Annotated in this window: 13 protein-coding genes; 8 read left to right on the top strand and 5 right to left on the bottom strand. The window is 43.1% G+C overall.

What is annotated here, in order from left to right:
- Both F8R90_RS01205 and F8R90_RS01200 read right to left on the bottom strand, forming a co-directional pair.
- The coding region (locus F8R90_RS01205) for a cobyrinate a,c-diamide synthase (protein WP_196508878.1) at positions 1-728 on the bottom strand (728 nt) is incomplete at its 3' end.
- Between the two features lie 130 nt (positions 729-858).
- A complete protein-coding gene (locus F8R90_RS01200; protein ID WP_196508876.1) occupies positions 859-2,694 on the bottom strand; it encodes a ShlB/FhaC/HecB family hemolysin secretion/activation protein in 1,836 nt (611 codons plus the stop codon).
- A 207-nt stretch (positions 2,695-2,901) separates the two neighbouring features.
- Here F8R90_RS01200 and F8R90_RS01195 point away from each other — a divergent pair, with 207 nt between their 5' ends.
- Positions 2,902-7,980 (top strand): CHAT domain-containing protein, encoded by a 5,079-nt coding sequence (locus F8R90_RS01195; RefSeq protein ID WP_196508874.1) that lies wholly within the window; start codon positions 2,902-2,904, stop codon positions 7,978-7,980.
- A gap of 652 nt (positions 7,981-8,632) precedes the next feature.
- Here F8R90_RS01195 and F8R90_RS01190 read toward each other — a convergent pair.
- A complete protein-coding gene (locus F8R90_RS01190) occupies positions 8,633-9,112 on the bottom strand; it encodes a hypothetical protein (protein WP_230966024.1) in 480 nt (159 codons plus the stop codon).
- Between the two features lie 402 nt (positions 9,113-9,514).
- On the opposite strand from F8R90_RS01190, the gene F8R90_RS01185 reads away from it, so the two are divergent.
- From F8R90_RS01185 to F8R90_RS01175, 3 genes are all read left to right on the top strand, one after another.
- Complete coding sequence (locus tag F8R90_RS01185) at positions 9,515-10,189, top strand: response regulator transcription factor (protein WP_196508880.1); 675 nt, start codon at positions 9,515-9,517, stop codon at positions 10,187-10,189.
- 66 nt (positions 10,190-10,255) lie between these two features.
- A complete protein-coding gene (locus tag F8R90_RS01180) occupies positions 10,256-11,518 on the top strand; it encodes a sensor histidine kinase (RefSeq protein ID WP_196508872.1) in 1,263 nt (420 codons plus the stop codon).
- 152 nt (positions 11,519-11,670) lie between these two features.
- Positions 11,671-12,207, top strand: coding sequence for a general stress protein (locus tag F8R90_RS01175; protein WP_196508870.1), 537 nt, complete (start codon positions 11,671-11,673; stop codon positions 12,205-12,207).
- 1 nt (position 12,208) lies between these two features.
- Here F8R90_RS01175 and F8R90_RS01170 read toward each other — a convergent pair whose 3' ends face one another.
- Complete coding sequence (locus F8R90_RS01170) at positions 12,209-14,947, bottom strand: cation-transporting P-type ATPase (protein WP_196508868.1); 2,739 nt, start codon at positions 14,945-14,947, stop codon at positions 12,209-12,211.
- 270 nt (positions 14,948-15,217) lie between these two features.
- On the opposite strand from F8R90_RS01170, the gene F8R90_RS01165 reads away from it, so the two are divergent.
- The 4 genes from F8R90_RS01165 to F8R90_RS01150 all read left to right on the top strand — a co-directional run bounded on the left by F8R90_RS01165 (position 15,218) and on the right by F8R90_RS01150 (position 18,662).
- A complete protein-coding gene (locus F8R90_RS01165; protein ID WP_196508866.1) occupies positions 15,218-15,514 on the top strand; it encodes a hypothetical protein in 297 nt (98 codons plus the stop codon).
- Complete coding sequence (locus F8R90_RS01160; RefSeq protein ID WP_196508864.1) at positions 15,511-16,530, top strand: AI-2E family transporter; 1,020 nt, start codon at positions 15,511-15,513, stop codon at positions 16,528-16,530. The genes F8R90_RS01165 and F8R90_RS01160 overlap by 4 nt, the downstream gene beginning before the upstream one ends.
- 102 nt (positions 16,531-16,632) lie before the next feature.
- Positions 16,633-17,622, top strand: a complete 990-nt coding sequence (locus F8R90_RS01155; protein WP_196508862.1) for a zinc-dependent alcohol dehydrogenase family protein — start codon at positions 16,633-16,635, stop codon at positions 17,620-17,622.
- Positions 17,623-17,834: 212 nt separating this feature from the next.
- Entirely contained in the window at positions 17,835-18,662 is an 828-nt protein-coding gene (locus F8R90_RS01150) for a GNAT family N-acetyltransferase (RefSeq protein WP_196508860.1), read from the top strand.
- 52 nt (positions 18,663-18,714) lie between these two features.
- Here F8R90_RS01150 and F8R90_RS01145 read toward each other — a convergent pair.
- The coding region (locus F8R90_RS01145) for a DUF4386 family protein (RefSeq protein WP_196508858.1) at positions 18,715-19,095 on the bottom strand (381 nt) is incomplete at its 5' end.

Below are 19,095 nucleotides of genomic sequence, written 5' to 3'. Positions count from 1 at the left end.
GGATGAGGGGGATAAGGGGGATGAGGGAGAGGTTTTGATTTTAATAGGGGTAATAAATGTTGCCAATCGAAGCAGGTATCTCCTAAATCGGCGAGGCGATTAATTAAAGCGTTGAGTTCGGGAAGTTCTGCTGTGGGTACTAAACCCAAATGGCGATCGGGAATTGTGATGTTATCTTGACGGCGCAGCACGCCGAGAATAGGTAATTGTAAGGGTTCTAGGGAATCTTTGAGTAGAGAGAGATGGCGATCGCTCCCCACACGATTTAATACTACTCCAGCTATTTTAATTCTGGGATCAAAAGATCGATAACCATGAGCGATCGCAGCTACAGAACCAGACAGGCGACTACAATCAATCACCAACACCACAGGTAAATCTAAGAGCCGTGCGATGTGTGCAGTACTCGCAAAATCAGTTGATTTTTGCTTTTCTTGTCCATGACCAATTCCGTCAAATAACCCCATCACTCCTTCCACTAGGGCATATTCGCTCAGTTGACTATGACGGGCAAAACATTGCTGAATGTACGCTTCGGAAGTCAATACGGGGTCTAAATTGCGACAAGGGCGACCAGTTACGTGTTGATGAAACATCGGATCAATGTAGTCTGGGCCTACCTTGAAAGATTGCACTAGGCGATCGCGACGACGTAAAGATGCTAAAAGGGTGAGCGTAACTGTTGTTTTGCCCACCCCACTACGTTCTCCAGCAATGATTACAGACATAAATGAAACAAATGAGGTTTTAAATTAACAACTCGCGATCGCAGCCTGTGCTATGGCTGCTCAATGAGTTATATCAGGTTCGGTTATTAGCTGTGCCGCACCATTAGCCATAGCCTAACGCACCATTTTACTAGGGTTGATAGCGAAGGCTAAAGTAAAAACCATCATCCTGAGCGTTATTACCGCGATCGCTCAGATCGATAAATGGAAATCCATAATCGAGTCGTAAAAAGAGATTATCAATTCCCATTGCCTGATTCCATAATAATCCTAAACCTGCGCCTACCAAAAAAGTTTGATCGGGCAGCACGTTAGGATTATTAGACTGATTCCAGACGGCTCCCATGTCCAGAAATGGCGCGAGTTGAATTGTGGATAATCCAGATTCATTGCGCTGGACTGTGATCCGATCTTCTATAGCTACACGAAATCCATTATCTCCAGAACGGATATTTTGGCGATATCCCCTTACAGACTGTCCACCGCCAATGACAAATTGCTGAGAAGGTAAAAGGCTATCTGGTGTTAGTTGCAAGTCTGCTTGGATGAGCAACAGATGATCGTTGCTGAGTTGCTGCACGCGCTGGACTTGACCTAGCCAACTGAAAAAGCGACCATCAGGTATGGGGTCATTGTTGATAGTTGCATCTAATATATCAATGCCAAAATTAAATTGCGATCGCAAAAACCAGGCTCCTTGAGGTTCGCGTCTAACATAGTCTTGACCAAATTTAATTACACTGGTGCGGCTAACGCCATTGGCATCAGGCCCAATGCCAAAGGGGGTTGCGAGGTTATCGAAGAGGAAGGTTTGACCATCTTGATAGGTAAATCCTAAGGATAGGGCAAATTCTTCTCTGGGCGATCGCGTCAATGGTTGGCGATAATTGATTTCATAAAGATCCTGGTTGGCTCGAATGCCAAGCGCATCAAAGGGTGGCTCAGTGATTTCGTTGCGATTAAATGCCGCTCTAATCTGCACTTTACCGTTCATGGCGTTCACGGGAACTTGATAGCTAAAATCAAAGGCATCTGAACCACCAGAAAGCGTGTGGTAATAGGAGCCTGCTAACTCATCTCCCATCCCAGTTAAATTGCGCGATCTTAATTCAACACCCAACCTTTCCGCACCAATACTCGGAGGCGAATAATTATCTACACCCAAGCTACCAGTTAAAGGGTTTGCCTCTTCAACTCTGACAATGAGAATACTTTGACCAACCTTACCCGTTGGACGCAGACGCGCTTCCACATTTGTGAATAGGGGATCGAGTCGCAACAGTTTCAGCTGATCTTCGAGTTTACCAGTATTTAGAGGAATACCGGCACCTAGTTGAATGCGACTACGAATATAAGATGGGTTTAATCGCCGTGTCCCTTCGATCTCAATCTCTGTCAAACGCCCTTCAAACACCCGAATTACCACAACACCATCAGCGGTACTAGCTTGCTGAGTGTCTGGAATCGCTCTGGAATTTATATAGCCTTTATTTAGGTAAAGTTGAGTAACAGCATCTGCGGCTTGTCTGATTTCTTCTAAAGTCAAGTCCCGTTCTTCAAACGGTTTGACAACTGGATTAAAGTCATTTTCAGTAAATACTGTGCTACCTACTACCTGGATTTTGCGAACCCGAATGCGTTGTGGTGGAGGTGATTGGGGGTTCGGTTCTGGTTGATTAGAGTCAGTTGCCGGAGAAGGTTCTGTTTCCTGTACTATTTGTAACTGTGGATGATTGCTATTTTCAGCCGGGTTTGGTGTAGAGATATCGGCTTTAGCTCTAAGTCCATTGGCAGTTACAATCCAGACCGCAGGGAGAATTAGCAAGCCACACTTGAAACTGAAACTGTGCTGACTCCATTTCCTAGTTGCCAGACTGTGCCAAGTGTCCAACTGATGAGAGAGATAGACAATTCTTTGCTGAGTCGTTGCTCCAGACTTAACACGAGTTTCTGTTCCTTTTGTCATTTCTTTTCGGTGGTGTGCCTGATCTTACGACATGGCTGATTTCAATTTTTGGTTATGCTACGGGTGCATGAGTATTTGAATATCATATTTTTGACATTCAAATTTAAGAAAATTTGTAACTAAAAGATAATAAACAGCAATCATTACTAAGTAAAAGCCCTTAACATTATATTCTGGTAAGCAGGTAGAAAACTTGGGATTACTTCGATGTCACCACTGATCTCCATTGTCATCGTCAATTACAATCGGGAGGCTTACCTTCAAGAAGCGATCGCCAGCGTCTTAGTACAGACATGGCAAGACTTTGAGCTACTGATTTGGGATGATGGCTCCACAGATGAATCAGTGGCGATCGCTAAAGGATATGCTCAACAAGATGGGCGAGTGCGGGTAGTCCAAGGACATCATCAAGGAGTTGCTGCGGCTTGTAAGGCAGCGATTAACCAAACTAGTGGCACTTACATCGGTATAGTTGACAGTGATGATATCCTAGCTCCTACCGCCCTTGCCCAAACCGCTACAGCACTTAATCGCCACCCAGAAACGGGATTTGTTTATACCGACTACTTAAATATCGATCCAGACGGCAAAGTTCTTGGTTATGGCGATCGCTGTAGTATTCCCTACTCCCAAGAAAATCTTTTGGTAAACTTCATGACGTTTCACTTCCGCCTGATGCGACGGTCGGTTTACGACCAGGTGGGAGGTGTTAACGAATCGTTCTCTGGGTGTGCCTATGATTATGACCTATGTCTGCGACTTTCAGAAGTAGCCCAAGTACACCGGGTTCAAGAGCCACTCTACCTTTACCGGATTCATTCCCAAAGCATATCTGTTAGCAGAAGAACAGAACAAGTCCTCTGGTCGCAGAAGGCGATCGCTCAAGCACTTTGGCGACGCGGATTAGCAGACAAGTTAGAAATCGATGTAGAATTGCCAGCAGGTCGCTTCATATTGCGTCGTAAAAAATCTCTAGTGTCCAGCATCGCCGCTTCAGTGCTAGCTATTGTAGCGATGAGTGCGGAATTAGCCCAAGCACAACAAATTGTTCCTGCTGCTGATGGGACAAACACAATTGTTACACCCAACGGCAACCGACTTGATATCACCGGCGGTACAACTTCAGGAGATGGTGTAAACCTCTTCCATAGCTTTCAACAATTTGGGATTTCACCAGAACAAATCGCCAACTTTCAAGCCAGTCCGGCGCTGCAAAATATTCTTGGTCGGATCACAGGCGGGAATGCCTCCATTATTAATGGCTTAATTCAGGTAACAGGTGGCAATCCTAACCTCTTCTTGATGAATCCAGCCGGATTTATTTTTGGATCAAATGCCAGCTTAAATGTTCCCAGTGCTTTCACGGCGACAACAGCCAATGGTATTGGTTTTGGCAGCAATTGGTTCAACGCTATTGGTGTTAATAACTACACCACTTTAATTGGGAACCCCAACGGATTTGCTTTTAGTACCAACCAGCCAGGAGCGATCGCAAATGCTGGAAATTTGGCAGTAGGTACTGGGCAAAATTTGAATTTATTAGGCGGTACGGTTGTAAACACTGGGCAGCTTTCGGCACCGGGAGGGCAGATTACTGTCACATCCGTACCAGGGGAAAATTGGGTGCGTCTCAGTCAGCCAGGAAATCTGTTGAGTCTGGAAATTCAGCCCCTCGCCTCTAGTAGCAACCAACCTAATAACTGGACAATTCCCATTGCATCTTTACCAGAATTGCTCACGGTTGGTAACACTGGGTTAACAGCCAATCCTGATGGAACTGTGCAACTAACAGGCTCTAATGTCACAATTCCTACAACTCCAGGTACAACGATTGTTTCGGGCATTGTGGATGTATCGAGTCAAACAGGCGGGACAGTAACTGCCTTGGGTAAACGAGTCGCGGTGATTGATGCCAATATTAACGCCTCTGGAAGCAATGGTGGCGGTACAGTGCTAATTGGCGGTGATTACCAAGGTAAGGGGACTTTACCCAACGCAGATCAGACTTATGTTGACTCCAAGTCCGTCATTGCAGCCGATAGTAATTTGAATGGAAACGGCGGACGCGTCATTGTTTGGGGTAACGATACAACCCAGTTTTTTGGTAATATTTCGGCTCGTGGAGGAGCAAATGCTGGGAATGGTGGTTTTGTAGAAGTATCAGGCAAAAATTTCTTGACTTTCAACGGTTTGGTAGATACTTCAGCCCCCAATGGTAGCTTTGGCACTTTATTATTAGACCCCAGCACATTGACAATTATCGATGGTGGAGTGGGTAGTTTTGATGCCACAGCTGGCAATATTGCCTTTGACGCTCCAGATATTGGAGCTAACACTGTTTCTTGGGGTGCGATCGCAGCTTTAGGATTCGGTGCAAATATCGACTTACAGGCTACAGGGAATATTACCATTAATGACATCACAGGAGGTACCCTCGGAGTGACTACCGATGGTGTTGCTACTTTAACCTTGGGCGGTGGTAGCTTCAGCCTAACCTCACAAAACGGTTCTGTAAACTTTGTTGACCCTACCAACACAATTGCGACAACTGGAGGAGCCATTAACATTTCAGGAGCCAGCTTATTACTGGGAAATCTAAACACAACTCGTGATTTCGGTAGAAGCGGGGATGTAACTTTGTCTGCGACAACTGGCAACATTAGTGCAGGCAACATTATTGCTAGTGGACAAGGCTATTCAGCAGGTAATGTTCAAGTTGTAAGCAACAATGGTGGAATTACCCTTAATCAGATTAACACCAGCGATAATGGTGGCGGTGGTGGTGGTGGCATCCCGGGAACAGTGACTTTGACTGCCGCAGGCAATATCCTCACAGATACAATTAATTCCTTTTCCAATGATGCTAGTGAATCAGGTAGGGGTGGCGATGTAGTAGCAACAACCACAGGTGGCAGTATCACCACAGGGGCAATTAACTCGTCTGTAGTCAAGACCGGAGGTGGCGAATTTACTGGCACAGCTGGCGCAGTTACTTTAACTGCCACAGATAATATCATCGTTAATGGCGCTATTGATGCCTCAGCAACTGCCACCGGAGTGGATGGTGATGCAAGTGCTACAGGTGGTAACGTTACTTTACAAACCACCAATAACTTTGGCAGCACAATTCGCTTTAGCAGCATAAACGCACAGGCCACAACGGACTTTGGTGATGCTAATACCCTTCAAGGTGGTAATATCCAAGTACTGACAAACGGATTAGTTCAAGGAATAGGGACGATTATTGTCGATGATATCGATACAGGTGTCACGATCGCTACTACTCCAAACGTTCAATCTACTCCTTCTGCGGAAGGTACTATCAGAATTCGACACGATGGTGGCCCAAACAATGTGCCATTTACAGTAGGTGATGCGAGTGTCAATGGCACCGCAGGGTCAATTAATACAGGCGACAATTCTATCGTTGCTTCAAATAGCTTTCCAGTCTTGCCCACTGGTGGAGATGCTAGCGGCACTCCAACGGATATCACCATTACTTCCGTCAACGCTCCTCCTACATTAACGGCAAACTCATCGCTACCCAATACCCAGACCAATCAAGCAGTAACCTTAACATTCTCTAGTTTGGCTGCACTGGTTCTCGATACTAATAATGACATCACCTCCATTCAGGTTGATGTGGTGAATACAGGAAATCTCACTGTCAATGGCCTTCCCGTTATCCCTGGTGTTACTACCTTATCTAGCGGCGATACTTTGGTGTACACACCTCCGGCAGATACTAATGGCTCACTCAATGCCTTTGTAATTAGTGCAAATGATAGCGTTTCCTCTTCTGCACCTGTACAGGTAGGAATCAACGTCAGTCAAACTCCTACCACGATTCCTACCACGATTCCTACCCCGACTTTTACTCCGACTCCTACCCCGACTTTTACTCCGGCTCCTGCCCCCTGTACATTCCAGTGCAATCTACCAGGTAAACCGATTGACCCTGGCACCAATAATCCTAATATTGATAACCCCGTTCTTGATACCAATCCCACTCCCGAAGGGAATTTCACAGATGATTTTGTCGACCATTTAGGTATACCCACTCCTAAAACTAAAACACTAGATGATGCCAAAGAAATTGCTCGCAAAATTGAAGAAGCGACTGGTGTGAAACCTGCATTTATCTACACTAGCTTTGTCCCTGTGGAGATTCTACCAGAGGGAAATTTAGGTAAAGCTAAAAAATTTACTAAACAGTTGAATACCATAGCAGAGCAGGGTAGCGATCAACTGGAGTTAGTGGTAGTAACTGGAAAAGGTGACCCCATCCGCAAGCGCATCCCAGAAACGACCAGAGCCAAAGTTCTCCAAGTAGCTGAGGAATTTCGCAACCAAATCGTTAGTCCACAAAATCGGCGCCGCACCGGTTATCTGCGTTCATCTCAACAACTTTATCGCTGGATTATTGCACCACTAGAGGCAGATTTACAGGCAAGAGAAATCAACAATCTGGTCTTTTTACCAGATATTGGGTTACGTTCAACCCCAATAGCAGCACTTCACGATGGTAAGGGATTTCTAGTAGAAAAATACAGCATTGGTTTGATGCCCAGTCTGAGCTTGACTAACACCCTTTATAAAGACATTAAAAAATCTCAAATCTTAGCGCTGGGGGTTTCTCAGAGTACTCAAGGACAAGAGCCTTTACCAGCAGTCCCCCTTGAGTTATCAACACTGGTGTCTAAACTCTGGCAAGGCAAATTATTGTTGGACAAGCAAGCCACCTTAGAAAATCTCAAAACTATCCGCCGCCAACAACCTTTTGGGATTATTCACATGGCAACCCATGCCGATTTTGCTGCTGGTACTTTGAGTAATTCCTATATTCAACTGTGGGAAGACAAGTTACGCTTGAACCAACTACGACAGTTGCGCTTGAATGAACCCGAAGTTGAAATGCTGGTGCTGAGTGCTTGTAGAACAGCCTTGGGGGATGAAGAGTCCGAACTGGGATTTGCGGGTTTAGCAGTGCTGGCAGGTGTGAAAACTACTGTTGCGAGTCTTTGGTCGGTCAACGATGCTGGTACAGCAGCGTTGATGACGAAATTTTATGAGAACTTGAGGACATCTTCTATTAAGGCAGAAGCTCTAAGACTTGCTCAGGTAGGTATGGCTAAAGGGCAGATTTACGTAAAGGATGGTCAAGTGCAAGGTTTGGGAGTAGCTGGGAGCTTGCCTTTACCTGCTAACAGTGTTGATGAAGGGGAGCAATTACTTACCCATCCTTATTATTGGGCTGGATTCACAATGGTTGGCAATCCTTGGTGAAGTGGGGAATTTGGCGACTCTTTCGCCACTGATTCTGGGTACAGATAGGACTTACGCATTGACAAGAAATACCAAATATGGGGCAAGGTTAAAAACCATATCTTTCGTAAGGGCACGGCATTGCCCATTGGTGTCAACTTAAGCTAAAAGCCTTTTCAAATCTCGTTTCCAGCCTCTGGGCTGGAAATGCTATTCAAAAGCGGCTTTGCCGCCAGCAAGGGAGGCGGCAGCCCCAAGGACGGCATTCCCAGTCGGAGACTGGGAACAAGACAACGAGACAATATCTAAAAGCTGCTTCTAGGATGGGTTTCACCTTAAGTTGACACGTATGGGCATTGCCGTGCCCCTACGGGTGTACCTCACGTAAACGAGAACCGCTATAAATAGGCGTGAATAATTAAAGGTTTGTAGTAAGGGTTGAAGCTTTTACTACTAGCTAATTTAATCAAATTTACATTGCTTAAAATAGTATGATTTATTCTTGCCCACTTACTTAAGTGAATATCTTTATGAGTAGTGTAGTCTTATTATTAATTGGTTTAGGGACTTTTTTCTTGGCTTGGAAGACTAAAGACGAAATTAATCGCATTGCGGCGATGGTAGCTGGGACAATTTCTCTGGTTTGGGGATTTGCTTTAGCTCCCGTGTCATTTCAATTAGTATTTGAAATTATCTCAGTTTTAGCGGCTTTCTTTGTTTGTATGCATTGTTTGGGTTGTGATTTAAACCAAGATTGATTTCTGACTTGATAACGGATTAGTTTTCTGACTTCTTCAGGAGACAAATTTAGTAATTGAGCAGTCATTGCTTCTACCATATTAATCTCAGTTACTGGGATTACAAAATCCAACTTGATCAAAGCATTGTTGGCGGTTCTAACCTCAACAAAACTAATTCCTTGCTCTTTTTGAATTTCAGCTTTGATTACTTTCAAGCTTACCGGAATCTGTACCTGTATTTGTTTATTAAGTTCTAGTTTTTTTTGAGCATATAATCCCAATTCTTGTGCGATCGCCACTTCTGAAAAATTTGAGTGAGTGAACTCTAACTCTAACCTTTTAAGCACAGACTTATCCGTTTTAATCTTAACTTGAGTAATTTTTTGTTCTTGCTCTATTTTCAGATCAATCACTCTAAAACTCAGTGTGAGCTTCACCTGTGGGAGTGTATCTGCTTGCAACTTATCCAGCGTCCTGTAAGAGAATCCTAATAATTGCTTTGTTAACAAATCGCCACCAGTCCAAAAGGAAATTCCCAACAATAGTAAAGATAGAATAAGTAGTAAAAATTGTGGCCGTAAATAAGGCATAAATTTTAAATTATTAATTTACATATAATATAAACTAGTCTGATATTGGCAAAGTTATAAACACCGAAGACTACCTATTGACGCATACATAATATGTCTTATGGTAGAACACTTTTAACTCTCGACTTGGGATAGTACTAATATAAGATATAAGAAAAAATTAGCTTTATTCTTATTAAGTAGTGCTGGCAATTTTCCTGGAATGACTTAATGTCGAAAGGTTTTATGCGGATATTACTAGTAGAAGATGATGTTGAACAATTAGAGCCATTACAAGGTATTCTGTCCGAAGCCGGATATATTGTAGATGCTGCGGAAGATGGGGAAATTGCCCAGTGGCTGATTTCCGAAAAAGATTACGATCTATTGATTATAGACTGGATGTTACCGACAATTAGCGGGTTGAGTCTGTGTCGCCAGTATCGTCTCTCTGGTAAGACTGCACCCGTGTTGATGTTGACTGCTAAAGACACCACGCCTGATAAAGTTATGGGTTTAGATGCAGGAGCAGATGATTATCTCGTTAAACCCGCAGACTTGGTGGAACTCTTGGCGCGGGTACGTGCTCTGGGGCGGAGAGTCCCCAATTGGCAGGGAGATAGCCTGCGGGTAGCAGATTTGCAATTGTATTTAGCTGAATTAAATGTAGAACGAAGTCACGTAAAAGTAGAATTATCTCCTCGTGAAGCAAAACTATTAGAATACTTGATGCGTCACCCTAATCAGGTTTTAAACCGCAACCAGATTGAAGAAGCATTGTGGGAGTGGGGTATGGAACCAGAAAGCAATGCTTTAACCGTGCTAGTACGCAAGTTGCGGCAGCGCTTGCAAGTATTGGGTGCAGCAGACTGGATTAAAACAGTTTACGGCATGGGTTATCGCTTAAATCCACAAGAATAAAGTTAAGAATTAGGAGCCAGCCAATTTTAGATTTTAAATTTTTTCTTCAATGATTAATGACAATTTATGTTTAATCGTAGCCGTCGCAATCTCGCAAGTTGGTTCACCCTAACAATGGGTGGTATTTTGATTGCTTTTGCGGCGGTAGTTTACTATGTGGAAGTCATCGATGAGTTAGAGGAACTGGATAGATTACTTTATAAAAAAACCAGTGTGATGGCAGCGAATGTGAAGTCAGAACTGTACAATGGTCGGCGACAGCTAGACTTGGAACATGTACCATTGTTGGGAAGTATGGTACAACCATTGGCAGATAGTCAACTAGTGTATGCAAGTTGGTATGATGACCAAAAGCAACTAGTACAATTTTTTGGTGCGACTCCAAGCGATCGCCTTTCAGTACTAGGTGGATTTGATACTATCAAAACCGATGATAAGGTATGGCTGCGTCAGGTAACTTTGCCTGTTTACCAGGATGGTTTATTAATTGGTTACATGCAAGCAGCGATGCCAATCACATCTCTTGAAAGTGCTTTAGCTGAATTTCGGCTAGTTTTGGCAATCTCAGTGCCCATTACATTGGGTGCAATTGCCCTGACTGGTTGGTGGTTGGGAGGACTAGCGATGCAACCAATTCGCCACAGCTACGATCATCTTCAACGGTTTACAGCGGATGCTTCCCATGAATTGCGATCGCCTTTGACAGCAATTATTAGCAATGCTCAGTTTGGCTTTCTGTCTAAATCTACCGATCTTGAGGTGCAGCGTCAACGCTTCCAAAAGATTTTTGATATCGGTCAGTCAATGAGTACTCTGGTGAATAATCTGTTGTTTCTAGCACGTTCTCAAGGTCAATTACCCACCGAATCGCTACAAGAACTTGACCTCAAGAGTTTACTTGTGCAAATAACAAATGATTATATTACACACCAAGATGCACAACATCTTAATTTGATTTCCAAATTGCCTAATAACAGTGTAACTGTGTTTGGTGATGTTAACTTGCTCCGACAAGCAGTTGTCAATTTAGTTAGTAATGCTTGTAAATATACTCCTGCTGGTGGTCAAGTGCAGTTGCAGTTATTTACTCATTCCCATTCGGCTGTAATTCAAGTTATGGATAATGGAATTGGGATTCCCGAAATTGATTTGCCATATATATTTGAGCGATTTTATCGGGTAGATAAGAAACGCTCTCGCAAAACCGGGGGATTTGGTTTAGGGTTAGCTATTGCTCAACAAATAATTCAATCTCACGGCGGTAATATTAGTCTCAAAAGTGTAGTAAAAGAAGGGACAACTTTACAAATCTATCTCCCTTTAAAATAATCTTCAATCCTTTATCATCACATTCTAGTCACATTTATTGTTAACACTGAAGATAAATCAGGCAAAGACTAAAACCCAGTAAGGGATGAGAATAAAATACGAGTGTTATTTAATCCGCAATCCTCAGTTCATTAATACTTTTGAAAGGTAAAATGGCTTCAGATCAACTCCAACATGCAATTGGTATATTTTCTCACAAGCAACGTGCATTACAGGCGCTCGACGAGTTGAGAAATAGTGGCTTTCCCATGAATAAGATTTCTGTAATCACCAAAAATCCCAAGCTAGATGAGCAACTTGATGATACCGACATGAGCGAAAATAATATTACTCCATCTGAAGGTGCAACAATGGGTGCATTAGCAGGTGCTAGGACTGGTGGTTTACTTACTTTGGTGGCTGGTTTAGGTGTGTTATTAATTCCTGGGTTTGGCCCAGCATTAGCTGTAGAGTCTTTTTTAGTAACTCTTTTAGGAAGTGGAGCTAGTGCAGCAGCTGGTGGTCTGGTTGGCGCACTTCGAGGGTGGTTTCTTCCCGAAGAAGCCGCGAAACTTTATAACGACCGAGTATTTCAAGGAAATTATTTGGTAACGATAGAAGGCACAGAAGATGATATCCGTTGTGCCGAACCAGTTCTGAGGCGTTGGGGTATTCAGGAGTGGCGGGTTGTTCAAATTCCTCAGAGTTGAATCAATCAATAGGGTCGAATCGATTTACTAGACTTGCTACTGCAATCATTGGTAAACCGATAAGAAAACAAATTAACCATTGATTTAAATTCAGTGGAGCAGTAGAAAATAAGTTATTCATTAAATTCCACTGACTGAAAATTATCTGCAAAATTATTGTACAAGCTATGCCAATTACAATTGCTGAGACATCGCTTGCTGTCTGTCTAACTCCCCGAAGTTGATTAATTAGGGCAATTCCTAATTGACTAATACTTAAAAGATAAAAAATTCTCCCAGCGACTAAAGCTTGAATTGCCATTGTTCGAGATAAATCTATATTTCCTGTAGTTTTTTGTATCCATTCAAATACACCAAAAATCAAAATCCAGTTAAAGATAGAAATTACCAGAATCCGCTTAACTAAACTTTTAGAAAGTAATGGTTCGCGGGGGCTGCGCGGTGATTTTTGCATTACCCTTTCTGACTTTGGCTCAAAGGCTAAAGGTACAGTCATCGCAATGGAATTAACCATATTTAGCCACAAAACTTGTAAAGATAAAATGGGCAATTCTCTGGCAAGCAGTACACTAATTAAAATTGTCATTGATTCGCCACCATTAACAGGTAGGATAAAGGCGATCGCTTTAAGTAAATTTCGGTAAACAGTCCGCCCTTCCTCAACCGCAGCTTCTATGGAGGCAAAGTTATCATCGGTCAAAATCATGTCTGAGGCTTCTTTGGCTACCTCAGTACCCGCACCCCCCATTGCAATGCCAATATCTGCTTGTTTCAGGGCTGGTGCGTCATTGACACCATCTCCTGTCATTGCCACAACCTCTCCTTTAGATTGAAGGGCTTCCACAATGCGGAGTTTTTGTTCTGGTGCAACACGGGCAAATACTGCCCCATCTTCTATAGCCGTCGCCAGTTCTGATTTATCCATTTGGGCAAGTTCAGCACCTGTGAAAGCCAGAACTTCACCATTTTTATTGAAGCCCATACGTTCAGCGATCGCTCGTGCAGTGATCGCATGATCGCCTGTAATCATTTTGACTTGGATACCTGCATTTTGACATGCTTCCACCGCTGCGATCGCTTCTGTTCTGGGTGGATCAATCATCCCTTGTAATCCCAAAAAAACCAAATCTTTTTCGATATCTGCATGATCGAGGGAATCTTGAGCCGCCGATGCAGATTTCTTCGCAAAAGCTAGCACCCGTAAACCCTGGTTAGCCATTGCATCAACTTCTTGATGTACAGTTTCTGCATTTATGCGGGCAAGGTTTCCCTCAGCATCCAACATCTGCTGACAACGTTTGAGGATGGATTCTACCGAACCTTTAACATAGATAGTTCTGACTCGTGAAGAATTTTCCCTACTTCCTCCTTCATGCAAAGTTGCCATGTATTGAAACTCAGACTCAAACGGGATAATATCCAGCCTGGGCATTTCTTCTTCTAAGTTGCTACTAGTCATGCCAACTTTATTAGCAACAACTATTAAACCTCCCTCTGTGGGATCACCAACAACCTGCCATTGCCCGTCTTTGGTCTCCAAATGAGAATCATTGCATAACAATCCAGCTTTCAGGCATTCTTCCAAAACAGGAGAATTCTGCAAATCCACTGGCTGTTCATCGAACAAAATTTCTCCCTCTGGAACATAGGCTCCACCTGTGACTGTATAGTTTTTACCTCCTGCATAAATTGCTTGTACAGTCATCTGATTTTCAGTCAGAGTGCCAGTTTTATCAGAGCAAATGACTGTAGCACCGCCGAGAGTTTCAACTGCTGGCAATTTGCGAACGATCGCATGTCGTCGAGCCATACGGGAAACACCTATCGCTAGTGTTACCGTAACTACAGCAGGCAACCCTTCAGGAATCGCACTCACAGCAAAAGCAACAGCAGCTTCAAACATTGCTGCCCATGAGTTGCCATATCCCAGCCCGACTGCAAAAGTCAGCGCAGCTATGCCCAAAATGATGTACAGCAAGGTACGGCTAAATTTATCAAATTTCCGAGTTAAGGGAGTTTTCAGGCTGGTTCCTTGCTCGATGAGTTGGGAAATCCGCCCAGTTTCCGTAGCTTCTCCAATCGCCACCACAATCCCTCTAGCAGTACCAAAGGTGACAAAGCTACCTGCATAAGCCATGTTGGTTCGTTCTGCCAAAGGAGCATCTGCATCCAGGGGCCGGGTATTTTTTTCAATAGCGACTGACTCACCTGTAAGTGCTGACTCATTCACTTGCAGATTTTTCGCTCGTACAAGACGCAAATCAGCTGGTACTTTATCTCCAGAAGCTAGTAGCACCAAATCGCCAGGTACTAACTCTGCTGATGGAACCTGTACCTTTTGACCGTTGCGAAGGATAGTTGCGTTAGTTTGTACTGAAGAAGCTAAGGCTGCGATCGCACTTTCTGCTTTCGATTCTTGAATAAAACCAATAATGGCGTTAATCAGGGTTACACCCCAAATTACCCAAGCATTTACCCACTGTCCGATTAAAGCTTTGATTGCACCCGCAATCAGCAAAATGTACAACAAAGGTTGGTTAAATTGCAACAAAAACCTTAATATTGGGCTTGTTCCAGCTTTGCCCTTGAGTTCATTAGAACCAAAACGTTCCCGTCGTTTTGTCACCTCATCTGAAGTCAAACCTGTTTCTAGATTTGTGTTTAAATGCCAAGCCACCTTCGATTCAACTAGATTGTGCCATTGCTGTGGCTGCATGATTTCTTCAGATGTTGCTGTCATATTGTTTGCCTCAAGATTGGCCATTGGGAGAGTAAAGTCTGAGCGTTCCCCATTTGGTCGTTACGTAAACATCAAAATTATAAAAAATAAATGTGATTGAAAAGTGATTAACTACTTCAAGCCTAAAGTATAAAATCTAAAAAACAATTTTTAGATTTGCTCTCACCTGATATTCACATTTAAGAAGTAGGCTATAAATAGCAGGGTACTAGTTAACAAAGCTTGGCGTAATTTAGTTGTAATTACGGTATTTAATAACTGTATTGGTATATGTCAAAACAAAAACCCTATACCATTTTCTGGTTTTGGTTAAAAGTCACTTTGTCAGTATTCTTTTTCTTGAGCGCGATGAATTTGTTGCTGCTTGTATTGTTCAGCTTTCTGAGAGTGCCTTCTTTTGTTATTGGTAATGACACATTTTGGTTATTGCGTTGGCAGTATGAACCAGGTGCTAGTTTTGTAATTGCCTTCAATCCTTTGGTGTTAATTAGCATAGCGGCTGTCATTGGTTTTATTGGAATTTGGTGGAAACAAAAGCCCAAGCAGCATAGGAGAAAGACAAGATGAAATTAGGGCAATACTTGGGGTTGCTGGGACTAATTGTTTCGCTCTACATCTTCTGGCAAATTCGGCAGTTAGTGTTACTGTTGTTTACTGCTGTAGTATTGGCAGTGGCGATTAATCAACTGGTTTTGTGGTTTCAGCAGTTTGGAATCAAACGGATTTGGGCGGTTTGGCTGAGTGTAAGTATTGTCATAACACTGCTAGTTGGCGTTTTCTTTTTGATTGTGCCGCCATTTATCCAACAGTTTCGGGAATTAATAGTGCTTTTACCAACTGGAATAGATCAAATTCAACGGGCTATCAACTGGTTAGAAAAACGCATTCTAGAAATCTATTTGCCGGAAATTCCTGACATCAATAATTTTATTGAACAACTACAACCTTGGGCTACAAATCTATTACAACAGGCGATCGCTCTTTTCTCAACCTCTGTAAATGCAATATTAGAACTTTTGTTAGTTATAGTTCTGACTTTGATGCTACTTGCTAACCCGCGGCCTTACCGGAGAGCTTTTGTCCGCTTATTCCCTGCCTTTTACCGTTGGAGAGTTAAAGAGATTCTCTCCCTTTGTGCAGAAGGTTTAGGCGGTTGGACAATCGGTGCTTTGATTGAAATGGTATTTATTGGCCTACTCAGTGGATTAGGGCTATGGATTTTACAAGTACCATTGGTACTAGCTCATGCAGTTTTAGCAGGGTTACTCAACTTTATTCCGAATATTGGCCCAACTTTGAGTGTAGTATTGCCAATGGCGATCGCTTTTCTTGATGCACCTTGGAAAGTCGGGGCAGTAATAATTTTATACATCGTAATTCAAAATATTGAAAGCTACTGGCTCACCCCAACCGTCATGGCAAGACAGGCGGCACTATTACCTGCTGTCACCCTGACGGCGCAAATTGTCTTCGTTACTCTTTTTGGAGCTTTGGGACTACTAATGGCAATACCACTGGCAGTAGTTACCAAGACCTGGATAGAAGAGGTGTTATTTAAAGATATTTTAGATCAATGGCAGTAAGTTCCTTTCTCAAGTTCTTACCATATAGTTAACCGCGTATTCTGATATCACCTTGGCAGCCAGGTTAGTTGCCACCACCTAGTTAAAAAAATTGAATTGCTTATGCGTGCGATGATTTTGGAAGCACCACGCCAACCCCTACGGTTAGCCCAATTGCCACAGCCAAAACCCAATTCTGAGCAAGTACTGATTCGCGTTCATGCTTGTGCTGTCTGCCGCACAGATTTGCATATAGTTGATGGAGAATTGACGCATCCCAAATTACCTTTGGTACTTGGGCATCAAATCGTAGGTACTGTAGAGGCGATGGGGGAAGGCGTTGATAAATTTAGTATAGGTCAACGAGTTGGTGTTCCTTGGCTCGGTTATACTTGTGGCGATCGCTGCCCCTACTGTCTCTCTAATCGGGAAAATCTTTGCGATTATGCCGAATTCACTGGTTACAATCTCGACGGTGGTTTTGCCGAGTACACTGTAGCCGATTACCGCTTTTGTTTTCCCCTAGACCCTAGCTATCCTGATTTGCAAGCTGCACCCCTGTTGTGCGGTGGCTTAATTGGTTATCGCGCTTACAGAATGGCTGGTGATGCACAAAAAATAGGTTTTTATGGCTTTGGTTCAGCTGCTCACATTTTGATACAACTGGCTTGTTATCAGAAACGTCAAGTCTTTGCCTTTACTCGTTCTGGCGATCTTGAGGGACAAGAGTTTGCCCGTCAATTGGGTGCAACTTGGGCAGGTAACTCAGATGTATTACCTCCAGAACCTTTGGATGCAGCGATTATTTTTGCTCCTGTAGGCAATTTAGTCCCCACTGCTTTGCGTGCAGTAGCCAAAGGCGGTGTCGTAGTTTGTGCGGGGATTCACATGAGTGATATTCCCTCTTTTCCCTATGACATTCTTTGGGAAGAAAGGGTGTTGCGGTCTGTTGCTAATTTGACTCGCAGAGATGGAGAAGAATTTCTGACTTTAGCTCCCAAAGTTCCAATTCGTACAGAGGTAAATGTTTTTCCCTTAACTCAAGCAAATGAGGCTTTAGATGCGCTTCGTAGTGGAAAAATTGAAGGTTCGGCTGTTCTGGTTGTGGATTAGTATTTAGGGACAAAAATATACCCCCCGTAAGTAAGTCGGCGTAAATAATTATTGTTGTAATAAGGCAGGGGGCAGGGAGCAGGGAGCAGGGAGAGAAAGAGTTTGAGCTTTATTTACTTTTATTTACATAGTTTGGTTTTATTGCACCGACTTACTTAGTCTAGCTAAAAATGTTAGGCTCACTCGTGTAATTCTGTACTAGGAGTTTGAAGGTGAACCTGATTTTAAAGGATTTATCGACACCTGACTTAGTGAGAGTACTCGAAAACAATATGTTTGCATTCTTGACGAACTATGGCAATGCACCACATCGCCAACTCAACTGTGGATCTAACCTGATTCGTTTTTCTACCGACATTTCTTTTCCCTTTTTTAACGGTGTTTGCTGTGCCCAACTCCAGCCTGACCAAATCGATGCTACCATCACCGAAACTCTCAACTACTTTACTGCCCAGCAGCTGCCAATGTTTTGGTGGATAGGAACAGCAACTCAGCCACCGGATTTAGGAAAGTATTTAGAAGCCCACGGATTAAGCAATTCAGGTGAATTTCCTGTGATGGCGATTGATTTATCGACTTTACCTGAGGAGTTGTTTGTGGTAGAAGATTTGGCGATCGCACAGGTTAAAGATCACGAAACCCTGAAGCATTGGGTGCGAGTTGCAATGGTGGGCTTTGAAATTCCTGATTCCGAATATAATCCCTATTATGATTTAGAGTTAAGTTTGGGAATAGATTCCAAAGAATATATCCGTTTTATTGGCTGGTGGAAAGGTTTGCCCGTTGTAATATCAGCATTGTATCTAGATCCACAAGTAGCAGGCATCTACGTTGTTGCAACAATGCCAGAAGCAAGAGGAAAGGGATTCGCAAAAGCACTAGTATTAACTGCACTGCACAGAGCTTATGCCCTTGGATACCATGTAGCAACATTACAAGCCTCGCAAATGGGGGTAAATGTATATCGCCGCATCGGATTTCAGGAGTATTCTAAGATTGGAGCTTACCTTTGGACGGGTCAACTAAATCAGAAGCTGTAGCTTCATGACTGGTTAGCTGTATTTACAGATACCGTAATCAAGCTACTAATAATTAGCTAGTGAGAGCTATTCTTTTAGTAGAAATCTTTAACAGAAATACCCCAATTACAATTAGCCAAATCTCCCAAATTATAAAACCAATGGAAGTAAGTTTCCATGTAGGTGTGGTTGGAATAACTGTTGCGATTAGTTCACTTTGTCCAATCAACCAATAGGGTATTGTTGCTAAACCAAGCCAGCCAACCCAAGGTTTGAAAAGAGAAGACTTCAGCATTGCTATACCTACACCTAATGTCCAGAAAGCAAGTAGAAATTGCCCTATCTGTTCGCCAAGTGCTACGCCTCCATATTGATGAACAGCTTGGTAAACGACTGCAACAGCTTCACGAGTTGGTTTACCTAAATCGGAGAGAAGGCTCCCGCCATAATCTCT

Source organism: Nostoc sp. NZL (assembly GCF_015714705.1).
GTDB classification, from domain to species: Bacteria; Cyanobacteriota; Cyanobacteriia; order Cyanobacteriales; family Nostocaceae; genus Nostoc; species Nostoc foliaceum_A.
Note: the sequence above shows the minus strand (reverse complement) of the source record. Positions and strands in the feature narration are given on the sequence as shown.

Excerpts from the sequence above, each read along its gene's own strand:
- F8R90_RS01160 (WP_196508864.1), top strand. The coding sequence starts at position 15,511 with ATGAAATTAGGGCAATACTTGGGGTTGCTGGGACTAATTGTTTCGCTC.
- F8R90_RS01200 (WP_196508876.1), bottom strand. The coding sequence starts at position 2,694 with ATGACAAAAGGAACAGAAACTCGTGTTAAGTCTGGAGCAACGACTCAG.
- F8R90_RS01155 (WP_196508862.1), top strand. The coding sequence starts at position 16,633 with ATGCGTGCGATGATTTTGGAAGCACCACGCCAACCCCTACGGTTAGCC.
- F8R90_RS01170 (WP_196508868.1), bottom strand. The coding sequence starts at position 14,947 with ATGACAGCAACATCTGAAGAAATCATGCAGCCACAGCAATGGCACAAT.
- F8R90_RS01165 (WP_196508866.1), top strand. The coding sequence starts at position 15,218 with ATGTCAAAACAAAAACCCTATACCATTTTCTGGTTTTGGTTAAAAGTC.
- F8R90_RS01175 (WP_196508870.1), top strand. The coding sequence starts at position 11,671 with ATGGCTTCAGATCAACTCCAACATGCAATTGGTATATTTTCTCACAAG.
- F8R90_RS01185 (WP_196508880.1), top strand. The coding sequence starts at position 9,515 with ATGCGGATATTACTAGTAGAAGATGATGTTGAACAATTAGAGCCATTA.
- F8R90_RS01180 (WP_196508872.1), top strand. The coding sequence starts at position 10,256 with ATGTTTAATCGTAGCCGTCGCAATCTCGCAAGTTGGTTCACCCTAACA.
- F8R90_RS01195 (WP_196508874.1), top strand. The coding sequence starts at position 2,902 with ATGTCACCACTGATCTCCATTGTCATCGTCAATTACAATCGGGAGGCT.